Below are 19,243 nucleotides of genomic sequence, written 5' to 3'. Positions count from 1 at the left end.
TGACTCATGATATTTGGTATGATGTCGTAAAGAAAGGTTTTGGATGTTTAACCAATGGTTGTAAAGGTTTATTTATAGATTTAGTGTGACATATACTTTGTGAGGTGAAATGCATGTTTAAATTTAACGAAGAGAAAGGACAACTGAAGTGTTCTTTCTGCGGTAAGACTCAAGATCAAGTCCGCAAATTAGTTGCTGGACCTGGGGTTTATATATGCGATGAGTGTATTGAATTGTGCACAGAAATTGTAGAAGAAGAGCTAGGTAACGAAGAAGAAGTTGAATTTAAAGAGGTTCCGAAACCTCAAGAAATCAATGAAATTCTAGATGATTATGTAATCGGCCAGGACTACGCTAAGAAGTCACTTTCTGTAGCGGTTTATAACCATTATAAGCGTATTAACGCTGCTACAAAAGCTGATGATGTAGAACTTGCCAAAAGTAACATCTTAATGCTTGGACCTACTGGTAGTGGTAAAACACTTCTTGCTCAAACATTAGCTCGGATTTTAAATGTACCATTTGCAATTGCAGATGCTACGTCTCTAACAGAGGCTGGGTATGTTGGGGAAGATGTTGAGAACATCCTTCTTAAATTGATTCAAGCAGCTGATTATGATGTTGAGAAAGCTGAAAAAGGAATTATTTATATCGATGAGATTGATAAAGTAGCACGTAAATCTGAAAACCCATCCATTACACGCGACGTTTCTGGTGAAGGTGTGCAGCAAGCCCTTCTAAAAATTCTTGAAGGAACTGTTGCAAGCGTTCCTCCACAAGGCGGACGTAAGCATCCTCATCAAGAATTTATTCAAATCGATACGGGCAATGTATTATTCATTGTTGGTGGTGCATTTGATGGAATTGACCAAATTGTAAAGCGTCGTCTTGGTAAGAAAGTAATTGGATTTGGCTCAGAACAAGAAACCGCTGAAGATATGGAAAAGAAAGAAGTACTCACTAAAGTGCTTCCAGAAGACTTGTTACGTTATGGTTTAATCCCAGAATTCATCGGTCGTCTACCGGTCATCGGCGCTCTAGAATCTCTTGATGAAGATGCGTTAGTTGAAATTCTTACGAAGCCTAAGAATGCTTTAGTGAAGCAATATCAGAAGCTATTCCAAATTGACCATGTAGAACTTGAGTTTGAAGATGAAGCGCTTCGTGAGATCGCTCGTAAGGCAATTGAACGTAAGACAGGTGCGCGTGGTCTGCGTTCAATTATTGAAGGCATCATGTTAGATGTAATGTACGAACTACCATCTCGTGAAGACATTGATAAGTGTATTATTACTGCTGACACCGTTACGAAAGAAAACGGTCGTCCTAAGCTTGTTTTTAACGATGGTACAGTACAAGACGAGAATGAAACTCCAAAAGAGAGTGCTTAATTAATAAGAAGAGCGCGTTCATTATAAGTTAAAAAGAGAGGTTTCTCCTACCCGGAGAGCCTCTCTTGTTTCATCATAAATCTCGGTCTATGTGCCGGGATTCTTTTTGTTTGAACCCCATTATATGTTCATGCTTTTTCGTCAGTTGGAATTTAATGATTGGGTTTAATGTGACTATTTGAGGAGATACTAGCTGATAACATAAAAGATGTATGGTACAGGAGGAATCTTTATGACATTAGCGGGTATCGTCTTATTTGTTCAACTGTTTTTTGGGATTGTTATTGGACTTTACTTTTGGAATCTCTTAAAAAATCAACGTTCACAAAAAGTAACCATTGATCGAGAATCAAAAAAAGAAATGGCTGAATTAGGAAAAATGCGTCAAATTGCGCTTTCTGAGCCTCTTTCAGAGAAAGTTCGTCCTAAATCATTTCAAGATATTATTGGTCAAAAGGACGGAATTGAAGCATTAAGAGCAGCAATATGTGGAGCAAATCCGCAACATGTTATTGTATATGGCCCTCCAGGGGTTGGGAAGACGGCTGCGGCTCGTCTTGTGCTCGAAGAAGCAAAGCAATATAAAGATTCCCCGTTTCGTCAAGATGCTGTATTCGTTGAATTAGATGCAACTACAGCAAGATTTGATGAACGTGGAATTGCTGACCCTTTAATAGGATCTGTTCATGATCCGATCTATCAAGGAGCTGGCGCTATGGGGCAAGCTGGAATTCCTCAACCTAAACAAGGGGCAGTTTCTAATGCACATGGTGGTGTTCTTTTTATTGACGAAATTGGGGAATTACATCCCATTCAAATGAATAAATTACTTAAAGTACTAGAAGATCGTAAGGTTTACTTTGAAAGTGCGTATTATAGTGAAGAGAATCAGCAAATCCCTTTACATATCCACGAGATATTTAAGAAGGGGCTGCCTGCAGATTTCCGCTTAATTGGAGCCACTACTAGAAGACCTGAGGAGATTCCACCAGCAATTCGTTCACGCTGTCTAGAGGTCTTCTTTAGAGAACTCGAGCATGAAGAGGTTGTTGAAGTAGCTAAGAGAGCGGCAGAGAAGATTACATTTACTTCAGATCAAGATGCTTTAGAAACTCTAGCGGGTTATGCACGTAATGGACGAGAAGCTGTCAATATGATCCAAATTGCTACAGGTATTGCTAAAAAAGCAGGCAGAACAGTCATTTCGAAATCGGATATTGAATGGGTTGTAGATGCCTCACAGCTAGCACCTAGGTATGATAAGAAGATAGGGGATCAAGACCAAGTTGGAATAGTAAATGGACTTGCCGTTTTTGGGCCTAATTCAGGGTCACTGCTTGAGATTGAAGTGACCGTTCTCCCAACCACTTCAAAACAAGGAACTATTAACATTACTGGAATTGCTGAAGAAGAAAGTATAGGTACACAAAGTAAATCCATACGTAGAAAAAGCATGGCTAAAGGATCGATCGAAAATGTTATTACTGTCCTTCGTTCGTTAGGTGTCCCAGCACATGAATATGATATTCATGTAAATTTCCCAGGTGGGATTCCTGTCGATGGTCCATCAGCGGGCGTGGCGATGGCTCTTGGGATATATTCTGCAATTCACAAACTTCCTGTACGATACAATGTCGCCATGACGGGAGAGATTAGTATTCATGGTCATATAAAACCGGTTGGGGGAGTAATGGCTAAGATCAAGGCGGCCAAAAGGGCTGGTGCAACGAAAGTATTGATTCCTGCTGAAAATAATCAAGAGATGTTCAATGAAATAGAAGGTGTTCAAATTGTGCCTGTTACTCACATAAAAGAAGCGCTGGCACTGGCTTTACATGGCGATGTCCAATCGTTATTGGACGACAAGCGATTCGTCGAAAAGAGATCGTCTCAATCTTCTTAAAACCAATCGCACAAATGAAACATTTTACAAAGAAAATGGTTTTCATTATACTTTTAAAGAACCATATGTTTGATGAGTCTTAGAGCATTGTCTATATGGCAGGCTCTCTTTTCTCTTTTTTATTATGGAATTTCATGGAGGTGCAAGAAAAATGACGAAGCAAAATACCATTCACATCCCCCTCCTTCCATTACGTGGACTATTAGTTTATCCATCAATGGTCATGCATTTAGATGTGGGTCGCGATAAATCAGTGAACGCAGTAGAGAAAGCTATGGTTCAAGACCATACCATTTTCTTAGCTGCTCAGAAAGAAACAAATATTGATGAACCAACCGAGAATGATATATATCAAGTGGGAACAATGGCTAAGATTAAGCAAATGCTTAAGTTACCTAATGGTACAATAAGAATCTTAGTAGAGGGATTGTATCGTGCGGAGCTGGTCAATCATACGGATGATGAAGATGAAGAATTATTAATGGCTGAAATTAGGGAAATGGAGGAAACGCACGGGGAAAGCTTAGAAGAACAAGCCCTCATGCGAAAGCTTCTAGAACAGTTCGAACAGTACATAAAAGTGTCTAAGAAGGTTAGTGATGAGACACTTTCATCTGTACAAGATATAGATATCCCTGGTCGCTTGGCTGATATTGTAACGTCACATCTTCCTTTGAAGATTAAAGACAAACAGCAAGTACTAGAAATGATCCATGTTCCAGATCGAATTGAGCATATCATTGATCTTATCAATAATGAGAAAGAAGTTATGCAACTTGAGAAGAAAATTGGTCAACGTGTTAAACGTTCGATGGAGCGCACGCAGAAAGAATACTATCTTCGTGAACAAATGAAAGCTATCCAAAAAGAACTAGGGGATAAGGATGGCAAATCAGGAGAAGTTGAAGAGCTTAAAGCTAAGCTTGAAGAAGCCAATTTACCGGAAAGAGTTCAAAAAGTTGCCTTAAAAGAATTAGATCGATATGAAAAAATTCCTAGTAGTTCAGCTGAAAGCTCAGTAATCCGAAATTATATTGACTGGATCCTTTCTCTCCCGTGGACCGAACAAACAGAAGATAACCTGCATATTCCTCACGCTGAAGAAGTGCTTGATGCCGATCACTATGGCTTAGAAAAGGTGAAAGAACGAATCATTGAGTATTTAGCTGTACAGAAGCTTACAAACAGCATAAAAGGCCCTATTCTTTGCCTAGTGGGCCCTCCTGGTGTTGGTAAAACATCTTTAGCTAAGTCTATTGCACGTTCCATGGATCGCAATTTCGTACGGGCTTCCCTTGGTGGAGTGCGTGATGAAGCAGAAATTCGGGGACACCGTCGTACGTATGTCGGAGCTATGCCGGGGCGAATTATCCAGGGGATGAAGCGCGCGGAGACCGTTAACCCTGTTTTCTTATTAGATGAAATTGATAAAATGGCAAGTGATTTTCGTGGTGACCCTTCTTCTGCTATGCTTGAGGTACTTGATCCCGAGCAGAACAGTACATTTAGTGACCACTTCATTGAAGAGACGTATGACCTTTCAAACGTTCTGTTCATTGCCACTGCAAATAATATGCAAACCATACCCGGTCCTCTTTTAGACCGTATGGAAGTGATCTCAATAGCGGGGTACACAGAAGTTGAAAAACTGCATATTGCAAAAGAACATCTACTTCCTAAACAGTTAAAAGAGAATGGCTTAAAGAAAAGCCAGCTTCAGTTCAGGGAGGACGGCTTACTTAAGTTAGTCCGTCAGTATACCCGCGAGGCTGGGGTTCGTGGATTGGAACGCCAAATTGCTGCTGTTTGTCGTAAAGCTGCGAAGATTGTGGTAGCAGAAGACAAGAAGCGTGTAGTGGTTACCGAGAAAAAGTTAGAAGAGTTGTTAGGAAAGCCAATTTTCCGATATGGTCAAGCTGAGAAAGAAGACCAAATTGGAACAGCTACAGGTCTTGCTTATACTTCTGCTGGTGGCGACACTCTTGCTATAGAGGTATCATTGTATCCTGGTAAAGGAAAGTTAACGCTCACAGGTAAGCTTGGAGACGTAATGAAGGAATCAGCGCAAGCAGCCTTTAGTTACATCCGTTCAAGAGCTGAGGAGCTTAACATCGACCCTGAATTCCATGACAAAAATGATATTCATATACACGTACCTGAAGGCGCTACGCCTAAAGATGGTCCGTCAGCTGGTATTACAATGGCAACTGCATTAGTATCTGCCCTTACAGAACGCCCTGTTCGTAAAGAAGTAGGCATGACAGGTGAAATTACGTTAAGGGGCCGCGTTCTTCCTATCGGTGGTCTAAAAGAAAAATCTCTTAGTGCTCATCGTGCTGGGTTGACAACCGTCATTATGCCTGCAGAAAATGAAAAGGACCTAGAAGATATTCCAGAGAGTGTGCGTGAAGGGTTAACCTATATCCCAGTTACTCATCTGGATCAAGTGTTAGAACATGCACTAGTAGAGGAGAAATAATTCATGAAAGTTAATCAAGCGGAACTTGTTATAAGCGCCGTTAGTCAGCAACAATATCCAGAAGACCCCATGCCAGAGATCGCTCTAGCAGGACGTTCTAATGTGGGGAAATCGTCATTCATTAATAAGATGATTCAACGAAAGGCATTAGCGCGTACTTCTGGTAAGCCAGGGAAGACCCAAACGCTTAATTTCTATAGAATAAATGAATCCTTCATGTTCGTGGACGTGCCTGGATATGGGTATGCAAAAGTTTCTAAAAAGGAAAAAGCGAAGTGGGGAAAGATGATGGAAGAGTATTTTTCCACACGCGAACGCTTGCGTATGGCGATGCTAATTGTTGACATTCGCCATGACCCTTCAGAAGACGATCAATTGATGTATGACTTCTTAAAGCACTATGAACTTCCTGTAACTGTAGTAGCTACGAAGTTAGACAAAATCAAAAAAGGTCAACGTGCCAAACAGCTTAAGCGCATCATCGAGGTTCTTGAAATGGAAGAAGAAGATACGCTTCTGCCATTCTCATCAGAAACTGGTGAAGGAAAAGATGAAGCATGGGGTATTATAAAACCTTATCTAAAAAAATAATAGAATAAAGAAGTCCTCTACCATAAGTAGAGGACTTCTTTTGTATCGTTTATGTTCAACGAACAAGCAATATTACATTGAACACGGAAGACTCGAAGCTGAGACATCTAATTTGGAAGGGGCCGTAACGTTTATGAGTGCTTGGGCTTGCTCGGGGACAACTCGCTTTCCAGCTCGCCGCGGAAAGCGAGTGATTTCCCGAACCACCTTATGCTCAATTAAAGCAAACGGAAACCCTATCTCCCCTAGGCTCTTATCTAGTTCCGGCGTGGAGGACCTAGCGAGACAAGTCATCTTTTTTACAAAGGCTAAACGCCTTTTCCAAAAAGCTGTCTTGTCCGTACGGTCCTGGTCACCACGCCTACACTTTTAATTGTATAACTTATTTCTTTTTAAACCATAATAAGTATAATCCAAAACCGACTAAGAGTAGGGGCCAGAATGTTTCGATGAAGTGTACGATGACGTTAATCCAGTAAAACCAGCCTGGTTTGTTGGGAGCGAATATAACAAATAGAGATAGGGTAATAAGAATAATAGCAGGGAAAATCCCTTTTCGTGTTTTTTGGAACCTTAACAAAAAGGATAACCCAATAATAAGAGGGAAGATCCCCCAATGGTCAATCCAGAAAGAGTAGTTGCGTAGGCCATGGAAGTGGATTCCCAACCCTAGTAGAACGCCACCTGAAAATAGGGTGTCATACTCCATTGCTATATAGCTATGTAAAAGTAGGGCAATTCCGGTAATCATTAAGATTGTAGGCCAAGAATAAAATTGGGTGAGTAATGGGATTTGGAATTCTCTTAAAAGAAAGTAAAGGCCAATTCCGATTAATAAGAGGCCACTGAATGTATTTTGTCGTTTCACTAAGGTTTACCTCCTCTGAAAACAGCCCTCATTTCTTGCTAATTGAGGGTCATTGTGTTACGGTACTAACGGTATTTATTTCAAATTGCGAATCAGTTTTATATAGATATATGGTATCATAACCATTCAATAACTGTTCACATTTTTATGAATTGAGACTTTGGTTCTCGTGTTATAATAGAAGCAGTGAGTATAAAGATGGACGTAGATTTTTGTAGTTTTTTTTGGGGGTGAAGGTGTGCATATTTTAGTTGCAGGTTTAAATTATAAAACGGCCCCTGTTGAAATACGTGAAAAAGTAACCTTCTCAGAAGAAGAATTGGCTAAAGCCATGGAAGCGTTAAATCAACAGAAAAGCGTGTTAGAGAATGTGATCATTTCTACGTGTAATCGTACGGAAATTTACGCGGTAGTTGATCAACTTCATACAGGGCGTTATTACATCAAACAATTTCTATCCCAGTGGTTCAACATTGATAAAGAGGAATTTTCACCATTTCTTTCTATTTATGAATCAGATGGAGCACTTGAGCACTTATATCGCGTGACGTGTGGACTCGATTCAATGGTTCTTGGTGAGACTCAAATACTTGGGCAAATGAAACAAGCATTTTTACGTGCTCAAGAAGCGGGGACTACCGGTACAATCTTTAATCAGTTATTCAAGCAAGCGGTTACTCTAGCGAAGCGTTCTCATAACGAGACAGAAATTGGAGAAAATGCGGTTTCCGTAAGTTATGCTGCTGTAGAACTGGCTAAGAAAATCTTTGGTGACTTAATGAATAAGCACGTTGTGATTCTAGGTGCAGGAAAAATGGGCGAGCTAGCTGCGAAGAACCTGCACGGATCTGGTGTGAAGCAAGTAACGGTTATGAACCGTACGTTTGAGAAAGCGGAACAACTAGCAGCGCAGTTCCGTGGTCAAGCTAAACCAATTAATGAGCTAAGTAGTGTGTTGGAAAAGGCGGATATTCTAATCAGTTCAACGGGTGCCAACGATTATGTGCTAACGAAGCAGCATCTAGAAGCGGCCCATAAAAAGCGTAAAGGGCTTCCTTTATTCCTCGTGGACATAGCTGTACCGCGTGATTTGGACCCTGCTATCGATGAACTTGATAGTGTCTTCTTATATGACATTGATGACCTACAGGGGATTGTGGATGCTAACTTAGAAGCTCGTAAGGAAGCAGCTGAAGCGATTGAAGTAATGATTGAAGGTGAGATTGTAGCTTTCAAAGAATGGTTGCAGACCCTTGGTGTAGTTCCTGTAATCTCAGCTCTTCGTCAAAAAGCTCTTACCATACAGGCAGATACCATGGAAAGTATTGAACGGAAAATGCCTGATTTAACAGAGCGAGAAAAGAAGGTTTTAAGTAAGCATACGAAAAGTATTATTAATCAGATGCTAAAGCAGCCGATCTTACAAGCAAAAGAATATTCGGCTCAGCCTAATGCTGATCAAAGTCTTGATATGTTTATGCAAATCTTTGGAATCGAAGAAGAAGTGCAACAAGAAATACAAAAACAAAATGAGAAAAACAGACAAGCCATCCTTGAATCTGATGGGAAATTTTCCTTTCAACCAGCATCGAATATAGCTAATTCTTAGGAGAGGAATTTCCTTATGTTCGATCTTAAATGGTTATATGAACTGATCATTGTAATATATTGCCTGAGTTTAATCGGGTACTTTATAGATTTTATTCAAAATAACCGGAAGGCAAACCGCGCTGCCTTCTGGTTACTTTCTATGGTTTGGGTTTTACAAACCTTTTTTTTATTAGGACAAACCTTATTAGAATCCCATTTTCCGATTGTTACCATATATGATGGTCTCTATTTTTATGCATGGATTTTAGTAACCTTTTCTCTTATCCTAAACCGTCTCTTCCGTATAGATTTCTTTGTATTCTTTACAAACGTATTAGGGTTCTTTATGATGATACTTCACATTTTCACCCGTGCTCAGTATGACGCTACTGAAAAGGCAATGCGGTTGGTTAGTGAACTATTGGCTACACATATTACATTAGCCATCATTTCATATGGATTCTTCACATTTTCTTGTATATTTTCGTTTATGTATTTATTCCAATATCGTTTGTTAAAGGAAAAGAAGTGGAATAAAAGGTTGTTACGCTTAGGTGATTTGGGGAGATTGGATACGTTTTCATATGTGGCTGTTATACTAGGGGTCCCACTCCTTTTAATTGCAATTATTTTAGGCCTCGTGTGGGGATATACTTCAGGGGATGAGTTTTACTGGTATGACTCCAAAACGTTAGGTTCGTTTGTTGTCTTACTCATTTACTTAATCTATTTGTTCCTACGTGTTGTTAAAGGGTACCAGGGGCGAACCATGGCCTTTTATAACACAGGAGCTTTTCTATTCTTATTAGTGAACTTCTTTTTATTTAGCTCTCTATCAAATTTTCACTTTTAAATGTTGTCAGGAGGAACTGTTATGCGCAAAATCATAATCGGAAGCAGAAAGAGTCAATTGGCATTAACCCAAACGGATTGGGTGATTGAGAAACTGAAAGAAATTGCACCACAAAATGAATATGAAGTGAAAAAGATTGTGACTAAAGGCGATCAAATCCTCGATGTAACACTCTCAAAAGTCGGTGGAAAAGGCTTGTTTGTGAAAGAAATCGAGCAGGCTATGTATGATAAAGAAATTGATATGGCTGTACACAGTATGAAAGACATGCCGGCTGAAACGCCTGAAGGGTTAACAATTGGATGTATTCCGATTCGTGAAGACCACCGTGATGCATACATCGCTAATGATAATGTAGCCTTTCGTGATCTTCCTAAAGGGGCTATCGTGGGTACAAGCAGTCTTCGCCGTGCTGCGCAAGTATTGGCAGCGAGACCTGACTTAAATATCAAATCAATACGTGGGAATATTGATACGCGTCTACGTAAATTAAAAGAAGAAGATTTTGACGCGATTGTCCTTGCAACAGCTGGTCTTAAGCGCATGGGCTGGTCAGATGATGTCATCACAGAATATTTAGAACCAGAAGTATGTGTTCCAGCTGTTGGGCAAGGCGCGTTAGCAATTGAGTGCCGCGAAGACGATGAGGAAATTCGTGATTTGATGGATACGCTAAACCACGCTTATACACATCGCACGGTTATGGCAGAACGCACATTCTTAGATTTACTAAATGGTGGTTGCCAGGTTCCGATCGGAGGATATGCCTATTTAGAAGGAGACGATATCATCCTGACAGCTATGGTTGGTACTCCTGATGGTAAAACGGTTCTTAAAGAAGAAGTACGTGGCCAAGATCCATATGAGGTAGGACGTGAGGCGGCAGATAAGATAAAAGCTCGAGGTGGAGCTGAAATTATTGAAGCTGTGAGAGAGGAGCTCGATCAGTAATGTTTCCTTTAAGAGGGAAACGGATCTTAGTTACAAGATCTGCTGAGCAAGCTGCTTCTTTTACAAAATGTATTGAACAACAGAGCGGGATTTCAGTAGAAATTCCGCTTCTTTATTTTAAAAGCGTTCCGTCTCTAGAAAATATGGATATACTTAAGCGCCTAAACACCTTTAAGTGGATCATCTTTACCAGTTCAAACGGCGTTCATTTTTTTATGGAATTATGTGAGCGTTACCAAATCCCTCTATCAGTCATAAAAGAACGATTTGTGGCTGCAGTTGGCCGAAAAACGGCTAGTACATTAGCTTATTACAACATACAAACAAACTTTATGCCTGATACATATACAGGAGAAGCTTTAGGGGAAGCTTTTTTGAATGAACGATACGATGGATCAGTGTTAGTGGTGCAAGGCAATCTCGCCAGGCAAAAAGTTGTAGAAATTATTCGACCTTATATGAACGTCGAAACAGCAATTATGTATGAAACGCATGTAAATGTTAAAATAAAAGAGGTTTTTAATAGAGCACTACAAGAAAATCAATTAGATGCCTTAACCTTTACTAGTCCTTCTACTGTCAAAGCTTTTAAACAGCTTATCGAACCTTCATTGTTTGAACACATTCAATCCACACTTTGTATGTGTATTGGACCTACAACTGAACAGGAAGCTGAGCAAGCTGGGTTTACTCATAGAGTAATACCAGATCAAGAAACGGTTGAGGGCATGTGTGAAGCGTTAGGAAGCTATTTTCGCGAGAAAGGAAATGATGATCAATGAGCGAATTACAATTTAAACGTCATCGTCGCCTTCGTACAACAGAATCAATGAGATCTCTTGTGCGGGAGACCCATTTAAATAAAGAGGACTTAATTTTCCCGATATTTGTAGTAGAAGGGGAGAACATAAAAAATGAAGTTTCTTCAATGCCTGGAGTGTATCAAGTTTCATTAGATCAGCTAACGGCAGAAATGCAGGAGTTAGAAGACCTTGGTATTCGTTCTGTCATTCTGTTTGGAGTGCCACATGAAAAAGATGAGAAAGGTACACAAGCCTACTGTGAAACAGGTATTGTTCAAAGAGCAATACGTCAAGTGAAGCAGGATGTTCCAAGCTTAACTGTTATAGCGGATACATGTCTTTGCCAATACACGGACCATGGACACTGTGGTGTTGTTCGTGATGGAGAGATTGTAAACGATGAATCACTAGAACTTATTGTAGAAACAGCGGTCAGTCAGGCGAAAGCGGGTGCGGATATCATCGCACCATCTAATATGATGGATGGATTTGTTGCAGCGATTCGTCGCGGGTTAGATGAGGCAGGATTTGTGAATACCCCTGTTATGTCCTATGCTGTTAAGTACGCCTCTTCATTCTATGGACCATTCCGCGATGCGGCTCATAGTTCTCCGCAGTTTGGGGATCGACGTGCCTATCAAATGGACCCTGCCAATCGACTTGAAGCCATTCGTGAGGCCCAATCTGATGTAGAAGAAGGGGCAGACTTTCTTATTGTGAAGCCCGCATTGGCGTACTTGGATATAATGAGAGAAATGAAAGATCGTTATCCTCTTCCAATTGTCGCCTACAATGTGAGTGGTGAGTATTCGATGATTAAAGCAGCAGCTCAAAATGGCTGGGTTAATGAAAGAGAAATTGTACTTGAGAAACTAACCTCTATGAAGCGAGCTGGAGCAGATTTAATTATTACGTATTTTGCTAAAGATGTAGCTCGTTACTTATCTGAGTAATAAATCGAAAAAGGAGTGTTCGTCATGCGTGAGATGAATCAATCAAAGGAAGCTTATCGGAAGGCAGTTGAGTATATGCCAGGTGGTGTCAACTCTCCTGTGCGTGCTTCTAAGTCAGTAGGAATGGACCCAATCTTTATGGAGAAGGGGAAAGGGTCTAAAATTTATGATATCGATGGCAATGAGTATATCGATTATGTCCTTAGTTACGGACCATTAATTTTAGGTCATGCTGATGATCAGGTGGTTTCCCGTTTGAAGGAAGTCACAGAACTTGGGACAAGCTTTGGTGCTCCTACAAAGTTAGAAAATGACTTGGCTAAACTTGTAATCGATCGTGTGCCGTCCATTGAAATGGTACGTATGGTGAACTCTGGTACAGAAGCTACTATGAGTGCGCTTCGTCTGGCTCGAGGATATACAGGAAAGAATAAGATTCTTAAGTTTGAAGGTAACTATCATGGTCATGGTGACTCCTTGCTTATTAAAGCCGGTTCTGGTGTGGCTACTTTAGGCTTACCTGACTCACCTGGTGTGCCAGAAGGAATTGCTATGAATACCATTACAGTTCCTTATAATGATGTAGAAAGCCTTCGATATGCGTTTAATGAATATGGTGACGACATTGCGGGTGTGATTGTAGAACCTGTATCTGGAAACATGGGTGTCGTTCCACCTAATGACGGATTCCTATCAGAACTAAGAACAATAACAGAAGAGCACGGCTCGTTGCTCATTTTTGATGAAGTCATGACAGGATTCCGTGTAGATTACAACTGTGCTCAAGGCTACTATGGAGTGACGCCAGACTTAACGTGCTTAGGAAAAGTTATTGGCGGTGGTCTTCCTGTGGGCGCGTATGGTGGAAAGAAAGAGATCATGGAGATGATTGCTCCAACTGGTCCGATCTACCAAGCAGGAACTTTATCAGGTAATCCACTTGCAATGGCTGCAGGTTATGAAACGTTAAATGCACTAACAGAAACATCTTACCAAGAAATCAATAAAAAAGTTGATCGCTTAGTAGAAGGATTCAAAGAAGCAGCTGAAGAAAACAATATTCCTCTAACGGTGAATCGTGCTGGATCAATGGTTGCTTTCTTCTTTAACGAAGGCGATGTGACAAACTACGACACAGCGAAAAAGTCTAACACAGATCGTTTTGCACAGTACTACCGTGCTATGATTGAAGAAGGCATCTATTTACCACCTTCTCAATTTGAAGGAATGTTCCTATCTACCAAGCATACAGATGAAGACATTGAAAAAACAATTAAAGCCACTAAGAAAGCTTTTGCTGCTATACAGGCATAAAACGAACCCCCTCATCATGTACTAAGATGAGGGGGTTTTTCTATAGATTTACGTTTAGGCATATTTTTTTCTTCCCTCTCATATATCTAGAATGACATAGGCGCTCGTAAGGTCTTGCGTGTACATTGAAGGGAGGAGAAACGCTTGACATATGAAGAACAAAATGTGTTTAGCTTTCATTTAAATGAATCACTTTGGTTTAAAAGAGGACAGGAAGTTGAAGAGTTTATGGGCATCTCTCTTGAGCCGGATATTTCCATTCAGGAATACGTTGATTCTGTTTCTATACGAGGTGTAATTGAGCTTGGAGGGGAGTACTTCCGATCTTCTGAGGATGTGGATGAAGAAGAGGATCAGATTCTATCTTTACGAGATCATGCTTCGAAGCGAACGATTGAAAATGTAGATCTTCATGATGATGGTGTAAGTGAGTTTTATCACCGTTTCCCTGTCGAGATTTCAATTCCAAAAAGTCGTATTCAATCAATGGATGATGTGACAGTCAGTATCGATTCCTTTGACTATGAGCTCCCGGAGAAAGGGCAATTAAAGTTAAATGCAACTGTCGCAATTCATGGAGTGAGTGAGGAAACTCGAGGGGAAGAAGTAGCGGATCTACCTTCACCTGAAGAGGTAAAGCCAGAACCGTTTAATTTTGATGTAACGTATCAAGAAGAGGTGGAAACAGCAGAAGATAGACACGTTGAGGATGAAGAAGATATCGACGCTGAAATGGAAGAAGAACAAGATGAAGGAGAGCTTGTAGAACAAGAAGGGGGACGCTGGAAATATAAGCAATCCCAGACATTCTCTGAGTTTTTCGGAAAAGTTGAAGAACAGTCTCAGGATGAGGAATCTGAGTCTGAGGAAGGCATGGACGGCTTCGAGTTTGAAGAATCTTCAGAAGAGTCGTCAGAAGAAAGTCGTGATGAAGAAGATACGCCACAGGACGCTCGCTATTTAACGTCGATGTTTGAGCGACATGATGAATCTTACGCAAAGATGAGGATGTGCATTGTTCAAGAAGATGATACGTTAGGGTCTATTGCTCATAAGTATAAAATTCCACCCACTCACCTCAGTCGAGTAAATAATTTAGGTGATGAAGATGTGAGTGCAGGTCAAATCCTTTATATACCTGCTAAAGCATAACTTGCTCCACATATCCTGCAACGGCTTTCGTTGCAGGATTTTATATAGGGAAGTGATGTAATGCATTCAAGTAAACTAAAAAAAGAGGGGGGAGTGAATACTTTGGAACAAGTGGTGGTGGATGTATTAGCTTTATACAAGCTGTCTGCCTACGAGGTCGAAGTACAGTCTGATAAGGTATATAAAGCTTACACCCCTGTAGGGCCTGTAGCGGTGAAGCGTTCTAGTTTAGATAGACAAACAATTCAAGATTGGATTGAAGTTTATAGGAAAATAGAAAACTATCGATTTCAGCACGTAGTTCCATTATATATGACTTCTGAAAGGGAGCTTTTTGTAGAGCATCAAGGAGCGATCTACTATGTGATGCCTTGGATCGAGACGCCTAATCGTGATACACCTCCTTATCCGTTTGAACAATTGTATAGAACGATTGGCCAGATGCACAAACGTTCACTTCACACCAAAGTGGTGAAGCGGGAAGATTACGAAGACCTGATGAGCAATAGGAAGACACAATTGCAGAACTACAGGGAAGTATTAGCTAAATGGGTGACTACGTTTGAACAACGTCATTATATGTCTCCTGTTGAATTACAAATTTGCACGCACTACCGTGATCTTGACAAGGTTTGTGAAATGGGAATGGAATGGTGTGATCGCTTCTTAGATGATCTAGAAGAGGATAAACAAATTCGTACAGCTCTTATTCATGGTAACGTGAAGCCTACTCATTTCCTATATGATGATTCAACTCCCTATCTACTAAATTGGGAGCGAGCCAAAACTTATTATCCTGTTTATGACATCACGACGTATTTTTATCATGTATTACGTTATCATGATGCTCCAGTAGATCAACTGATATCAACTTTCTCGTACTATGAAGAGCAACTCCCTTTACTAAATAGCGAAAGGTGTTTACTCGCTTTATTCCTTTTAAATCCAGAACCGTATATTCATCAAGTTGAAGCTTATGTAGATGGCGCCCAGGCGAGCGGGCAACCTTTTCTAGTTCAAAAGTTAGAACGGTCTTATTATGTTTTGCGGCATGCGATGGATGTTCAGGAACAAATTGAACAAGCAAGGGTCTACCAAGAACAACAAGCAGAGAATAGTTAAATCCATTCTAGATGGAATGCAAAGTATAGACCAATTAAGATGCCTAGTATAAAAACATCGAACGTAGTCGGAAATAGGAGTGTTCGAACGAGTTGGAAACAAGCGATTGGCAATACACAACGCTCAATGACAATTAACCATTGGCGACACCAGGGTGGCAACTTGTAGCGGTAAAATCGTGCCACAGGGCATAACCTCCTTTATTGCTTTTTATTAGTATATGTCCTTACAGGCTGTCAGTGTGACTGAAAAACTTGTTTAAATAGGTTGACTTAACAGAGGGAATGTGGATAAAATACAAGTACAAGAAAATCGATAAATGCCGTGAAGGGGAAGAGTATGAAACGCAAGCCTATCAGAGAGGGAATCATTCGCTGTGAGATTTCCAGGCTCTTGCGCTCAGAAGGTCGCCCCAGATGCTGTCTCTTTGAAACCGATAGTAGAAGAGGCCGGAGAATGCTCCGTTATGTAAGGAAAGTGTATAGATGACAGGAGTCGTCTGTAAAATAAAGGTGGTACCGCGAATCCATTTCGTCCTTTTCTAAGGATGAAATGGATTTTTTTGTTTTCATTCCCTTTCCGGTATAGGCGATAAAGGAGGAACTCGTATGGAGAATCATGAAGTATCTCTTCCAACGAAATATGACCCGAATGCGATTGAGAAAGGTCGCTATGATTATTGGGTAGATGGCAAATTTTTTGAAGCAAAAGATGACAAAACGAAAGAACCGTTTACGGTCGTAATCCCGCCACCAAACGTAACAGGTAAATTACACCTTGGTCACGCTTGGGATACAACCTTGCAAGACATCATCACACGTGTGAAGCGTATGCAAGGATATGATGTATTATGGCTTCCGGGTATGGACCATGCTGGTATTGCAACTCAAGCGAAAGTAGAAGCGAAGCTAAAAGAACAAGGTACCTCTCGCTATGACCTGGGCCGCGAACAATTCCTTAAGAAATCATGGGAATGGAAAGAAGAATATGCGACCTTTATTCGTAAGCAATGGGAGAAGCTTGGTTTAGGCTTAGATTATTCTCGTGAGCGTTTCACATTAGATAATGGTCTATCAGATGCAGTTCGCGAAGTGTTCGTAACCCTTTATGAGAAAGACTATATTTACCGTGGCGAATACATTATTAACTGGGATCCGACCACGAAAACAGCTCTATCTGATATTGAAGTCATCTATCATGATGTTCAGGGGCACTTCTATCATATGACATATCCGTTAGCGGACGGATCAGGCCATATCGAAATTGCTACAACACGTCCTGAAACGATGCTTGGAGATACAGCTGTTGCTGTTCACCCTGAAGATGATCGTTATAAGCATTTGATTGGCAAGAGAGTTACCCTTCCTATCGTTGGTCGCGAAATTGAAATCATAGGCGATGACTATGTTGATATGGAATTTGGAAGCGGTGCTGTAAAGATCACGCCTGCTCACGATCCAAATGACTTTGAAATTGGAAATCGTCATGATTTAGAGCGTATTCTAGTTATGAACGAAGATGGAACGATGAACGAGAATGCCGGCAAGTATCAAGGTATGGATCGTTTCGAATGCCGCAAGCAACTTGTTAAGGATCTTCAAGAAGAAGGAATCTTATTCGAGATTGAAGAGCACATGCATTCGGTTGGACACTCAGAGCGCAGTGGTGCTGTAGTAGAACCATATCTTTCTACACAATGGTTCGTGAATATGGAGCCTTTAGCAGAAGAAGCCATCAAGCTTCAAGAAGGAAACGACAAAGTGAATTTCGTTCCAGATCGTTTTGAGAAAACGTACTTGAACTGGATGGAAAACATTCGTGACTGGTGTATTTCACGTCAGCTATGGTGGGGCCATCGTATTCCGGCCTGGTATCATAAAGAAACAGGGGAACTGTTCGTAGGTCGTGAAGAGCCAGAAGATATTGAGAATTGGGAACAAGATAACGATGTATTAGATACATGGTTCTCCTCTGCGCTGTGGCCATTCTCTACAATGGGCTGGCCAGATGAGGCTAATGAAGACTATAAACGCTATTTCCCTACCGACGTTCTCGTTACGGGGTATGACATTATCTTCTTCTGGGTATCTCGTATGATTTTCCAATCCATTGAGTTCACAGAACGTCGCCCATTCAAAGACGTATTGATTCATGGTCTTGTACGTGATGCTGAAGGCCGTAAGATGAGTAAGTCCCTTGGAAATGGTGTTGATCCAATGGATGTTATTGATAAATATGGTGCTGATTCTCTGCGTTACTTCTTAGCAACAGGCTCAACACCAGGTCAGGACCTACGCTTCCAATGGGAAAAAGTAGAGTCTACTTGGAACTTTGCCAATAAAATATGGAACGCATCTCGTTTCGCTCTTATGAATATGGACGGAATCACCTACGAGGAAATCGACTTAACAGGTGAGAAATCAGTAGCGGATCACTGGATTCTAACTCGTTTAAACGAAACGGTGGAACAAGTAACGCGTAACGTTGATAAGTATGAATTCGGTGAAGCTGGACGTCACCTATACAACTTTATTTGGGATGACTTCTGTGACTGGTACATTGAAATGGCGAAACTTCCTCTATATGGGGAGGACGAAGCTAAGAAGAAAACAACTCGTTCGATTCTTGCGTATGTATTGGATAATACAATGCGCATGCTTCATCCATTCATGCCGTTCATCACAGAGGAAATCTGGCAGGCACTTCCGACGAAAGGTGAATCCATTACGGTAGCGAGCTGGCCAGAAGTACGTAAAGACCTTCACCATGAAGAAGCGTCCGAACAAATGAAGCAGCTCGTAGCGATCATTCGTTCTGTTCGTAACATCCGTGCGGAAGTAGACACACCGATGTCGAAACAAATTCAGTTGATGATTAAAGCAAACACAGATGAAATAGCGGAACAGCTAGAAGCAAATCGTCATTATTTAGATCGCTTCTGTAACCCAAGTGAGCTTATAATTGATGCAAATCTAGCAGCTCCTGACAAAGCAATGTCTGCTGTGATTACTGGTGCTGTACTTTACCTGCCGTTAGAAGGCTTGATTGATATCGAGGAAGAAATTGCTCGCCTCCAAAAAGAACGCGAGAAATGGGATTCTGAGGTACAGCTTGTACAGAAGAAACTCTCTAACGATAAATTTGTTAACAAAGCCCCAGAACATATTGTTCAGGCTGAGCGCGATAAAGAGCAAGACTATATCGACAAACGTGATAAAGTTGACGCTCGTATCAAAGAGCTCAAGTCCTAATAAGAAAACTCCGTCTAGTATC

At 40.8% G+C, this 19,243-nt stretch carries 15 protein-coding genes and 1 other annotated feature; of the genes, 13 read left to right on the top strand and 2 right to left on the bottom strand.

Annotated features, from left to right (window positions below; all coding sequences use genetic code 11):
* Positions 1-113: 113 nt before the first annotated feature.
* The 4 genes from clpX to yihA all read left to right on the top strand — a co-directional run bounded on the left by clpX (position 114) and on the right by yihA (position 6,364).
* Positions 114-1,391, top strand: a complete 1,278-nt coding sequence (clpX, locus tag ACYX4O_RS14945) for an ATP-dependent protease ATP-binding subunit ClpX (RefSeq protein WP_476351813.1) — start codon at positions 114-116, stop codon at positions 1,389-1,391.
* Between the two features lie 232 nt (positions 1,392-1,623).
* Complete coding sequence (lonB, locus tag ACYX4O_RS14940; protein ID WP_476351812.1) at positions 1,624-3,294, top strand: ATP-dependent protease LonB; 1,671 nt, start codon at positions 1,624-1,626, stop codon at positions 3,292-3,294.
* A gap of 151 nt (positions 3,295-3,445) precedes the next feature.
* Positions 3,446-5,773, top strand: coding sequence for an endopeptidase La (gene lon / locus ACYX4O_RS14935; protein ID WP_476351811.1), 2,328 nt, complete (start codon positions 3,446-3,448; stop codon positions 5,771-5,773).
* 3 nt (positions 5,774-5,776) lie between these two features.
* Entirely contained in the window at positions 5,777-6,364 is a 588-nt protein-coding gene (gene yihA, locus ACYX4O_RS14930) for a ribosome biogenesis GTP-binding protein YihA/YsxC (RefSeq protein ID WP_476351810.1), read from the top strand.
* Between the two features lie 382 nt (positions 6,365-6,746).
* Here yihA and ACYX4O_RS14925 read toward each other — a convergent pair whose 3' ends face one another.
* Positions 6,747-7,232, bottom strand: coding sequence for a LiaI-LiaF-like domain-containing protein (locus ACYX4O_RS14925; protein WP_476351809.1), 486 nt, complete (start codon positions 7,230-7,232; stop codon positions 6,747-6,749).
* Positions 7,233-7,470: 238 nt separating this feature from the next.
* On the opposite strand from ACYX4O_RS14925, the gene hemA reads away from it, so the two are divergent.
* From hemA to ACYX4O_RS14885, 8 genes are all read left to right on the top strand, one after another.
* A complete protein-coding gene (hemA, locus tag ACYX4O_RS14920) occupies positions 7,471-8,841 on the top strand; it encodes a glutamyl-tRNA reductase (protein WP_476351808.1) in 1,371 nt (456 codons plus the stop codon).
* A gap of 15 nt (positions 8,842-8,856) precedes the next feature.
* Positions 8,857-9,675, top strand: coding sequence for a cytochrome c biogenesis protein CcsA (gene ccsA, locus ACYX4O_RS14915; protein WP_476351807.1), 819 nt, complete (start codon positions 8,857-8,859; stop codon positions 9,673-9,675).
* 21 nt (positions 9,676-9,696) lie between these two features.
* Positions 9,697-10,626: a hydroxymethylbilane synthase gene (gene hemC / locus ACYX4O_RS14910; protein WP_476351806.1), complete on the top strand. Its 930-nt coding sequence runs from the start codon at positions 9,697-9,699 to the stop codon at positions 10,624-10,626.
* Positions 10,626-11,408: a uroporphyrinogen-III synthase gene (locus ACYX4O_RS14905; protein WP_476351805.1), complete on the top strand. Its 783-nt coding sequence runs from the start codon at positions 10,626-10,628 to the stop codon at positions 11,406-11,408. The genes hemC and ACYX4O_RS14905 overlap by 1 nt, the downstream gene beginning before the upstream one ends.
* Entirely contained in the window at positions 11,405-12,382 is a 978-nt protein-coding gene (gene hemB, locus ACYX4O_RS14900) for a porphobilinogen synthase (RefSeq protein ID WP_476351804.1), read from the top strand. The genes ACYX4O_RS14905 and hemB overlap by 4 nt, the downstream gene beginning before the upstream one ends.
* Before the next feature lie 24 nt (positions 12,383-12,406).
* On the top strand, positions 12,407-13,696 hold the full coding sequence (gene hemL / locus ACYX4O_RS14895; RefSeq protein ID WP_476351803.1) for a glutamate-1-semialdehyde 2,1-aminomutase: 1,290 nt from the start codon (positions 12,407-12,409) through the stop codon (positions 13,694-13,696).
* A gap of 144 nt (positions 13,697-13,840) precedes the next feature.
* Positions 13,841-14,848: a stage VI sporulation protein D gene (spoVID, locus tag ACYX4O_RS14890; protein ID WP_476351802.1), complete on the top strand. Its 1,008-nt coding sequence runs from the start codon at positions 13,841-13,843 to the stop codon at positions 14,846-14,848.
* Between the two features lie 111 nt (positions 14,849-14,959).
* Positions 14,960-15,970, top strand: coding sequence for a phosphotransferase (locus ACYX4O_RS14885; protein ID WP_476357152.1), 1,011 nt, complete (start codon positions 14,960-14,962; stop codon positions 15,968-15,970).
* Here ACYX4O_RS14885 and ACYX4O_RS14880 read toward each other — a convergent pair.
* Positions 15,967-16,155, bottom strand: coding sequence for a hypothetical protein (locus ACYX4O_RS14880; protein WP_188651248.1), 189 nt, complete (start codon positions 16,153-16,155; stop codon positions 15,967-15,969). The genes ACYX4O_RS14885 and ACYX4O_RS14880 overlap by 4 nt on opposite strands.
* Positions 16,156-16,285: 130 nt before the next feature.
* Positions 16,286-16,512, top strand: a binding site (T-box leader).
* Between the two features lie 66 nt (positions 16,513-16,578).
* Between ACYX4O_RS14880 and ACYX4O_RS14875 the strand changes: the two genes are divergently transcribed.
* Positions 16,579-19,221, top strand: coding sequence for a valine--tRNA ligase (locus ACYX4O_RS14875; protein ID WP_476351801.1), 2,643 nt, complete (start codon positions 16,579-16,581; stop codon positions 19,219-19,221).
* Positions 19,222-19,243: the final 22 nt, after the last annotated feature.

It is taken from the genome of Pontibacillus sp. ABV4_188, assembly GCF_056311905.1.
Note: the sequence above shows the minus strand (reverse complement) of the source record. Positions and strands in the feature narration are given on the sequence as shown.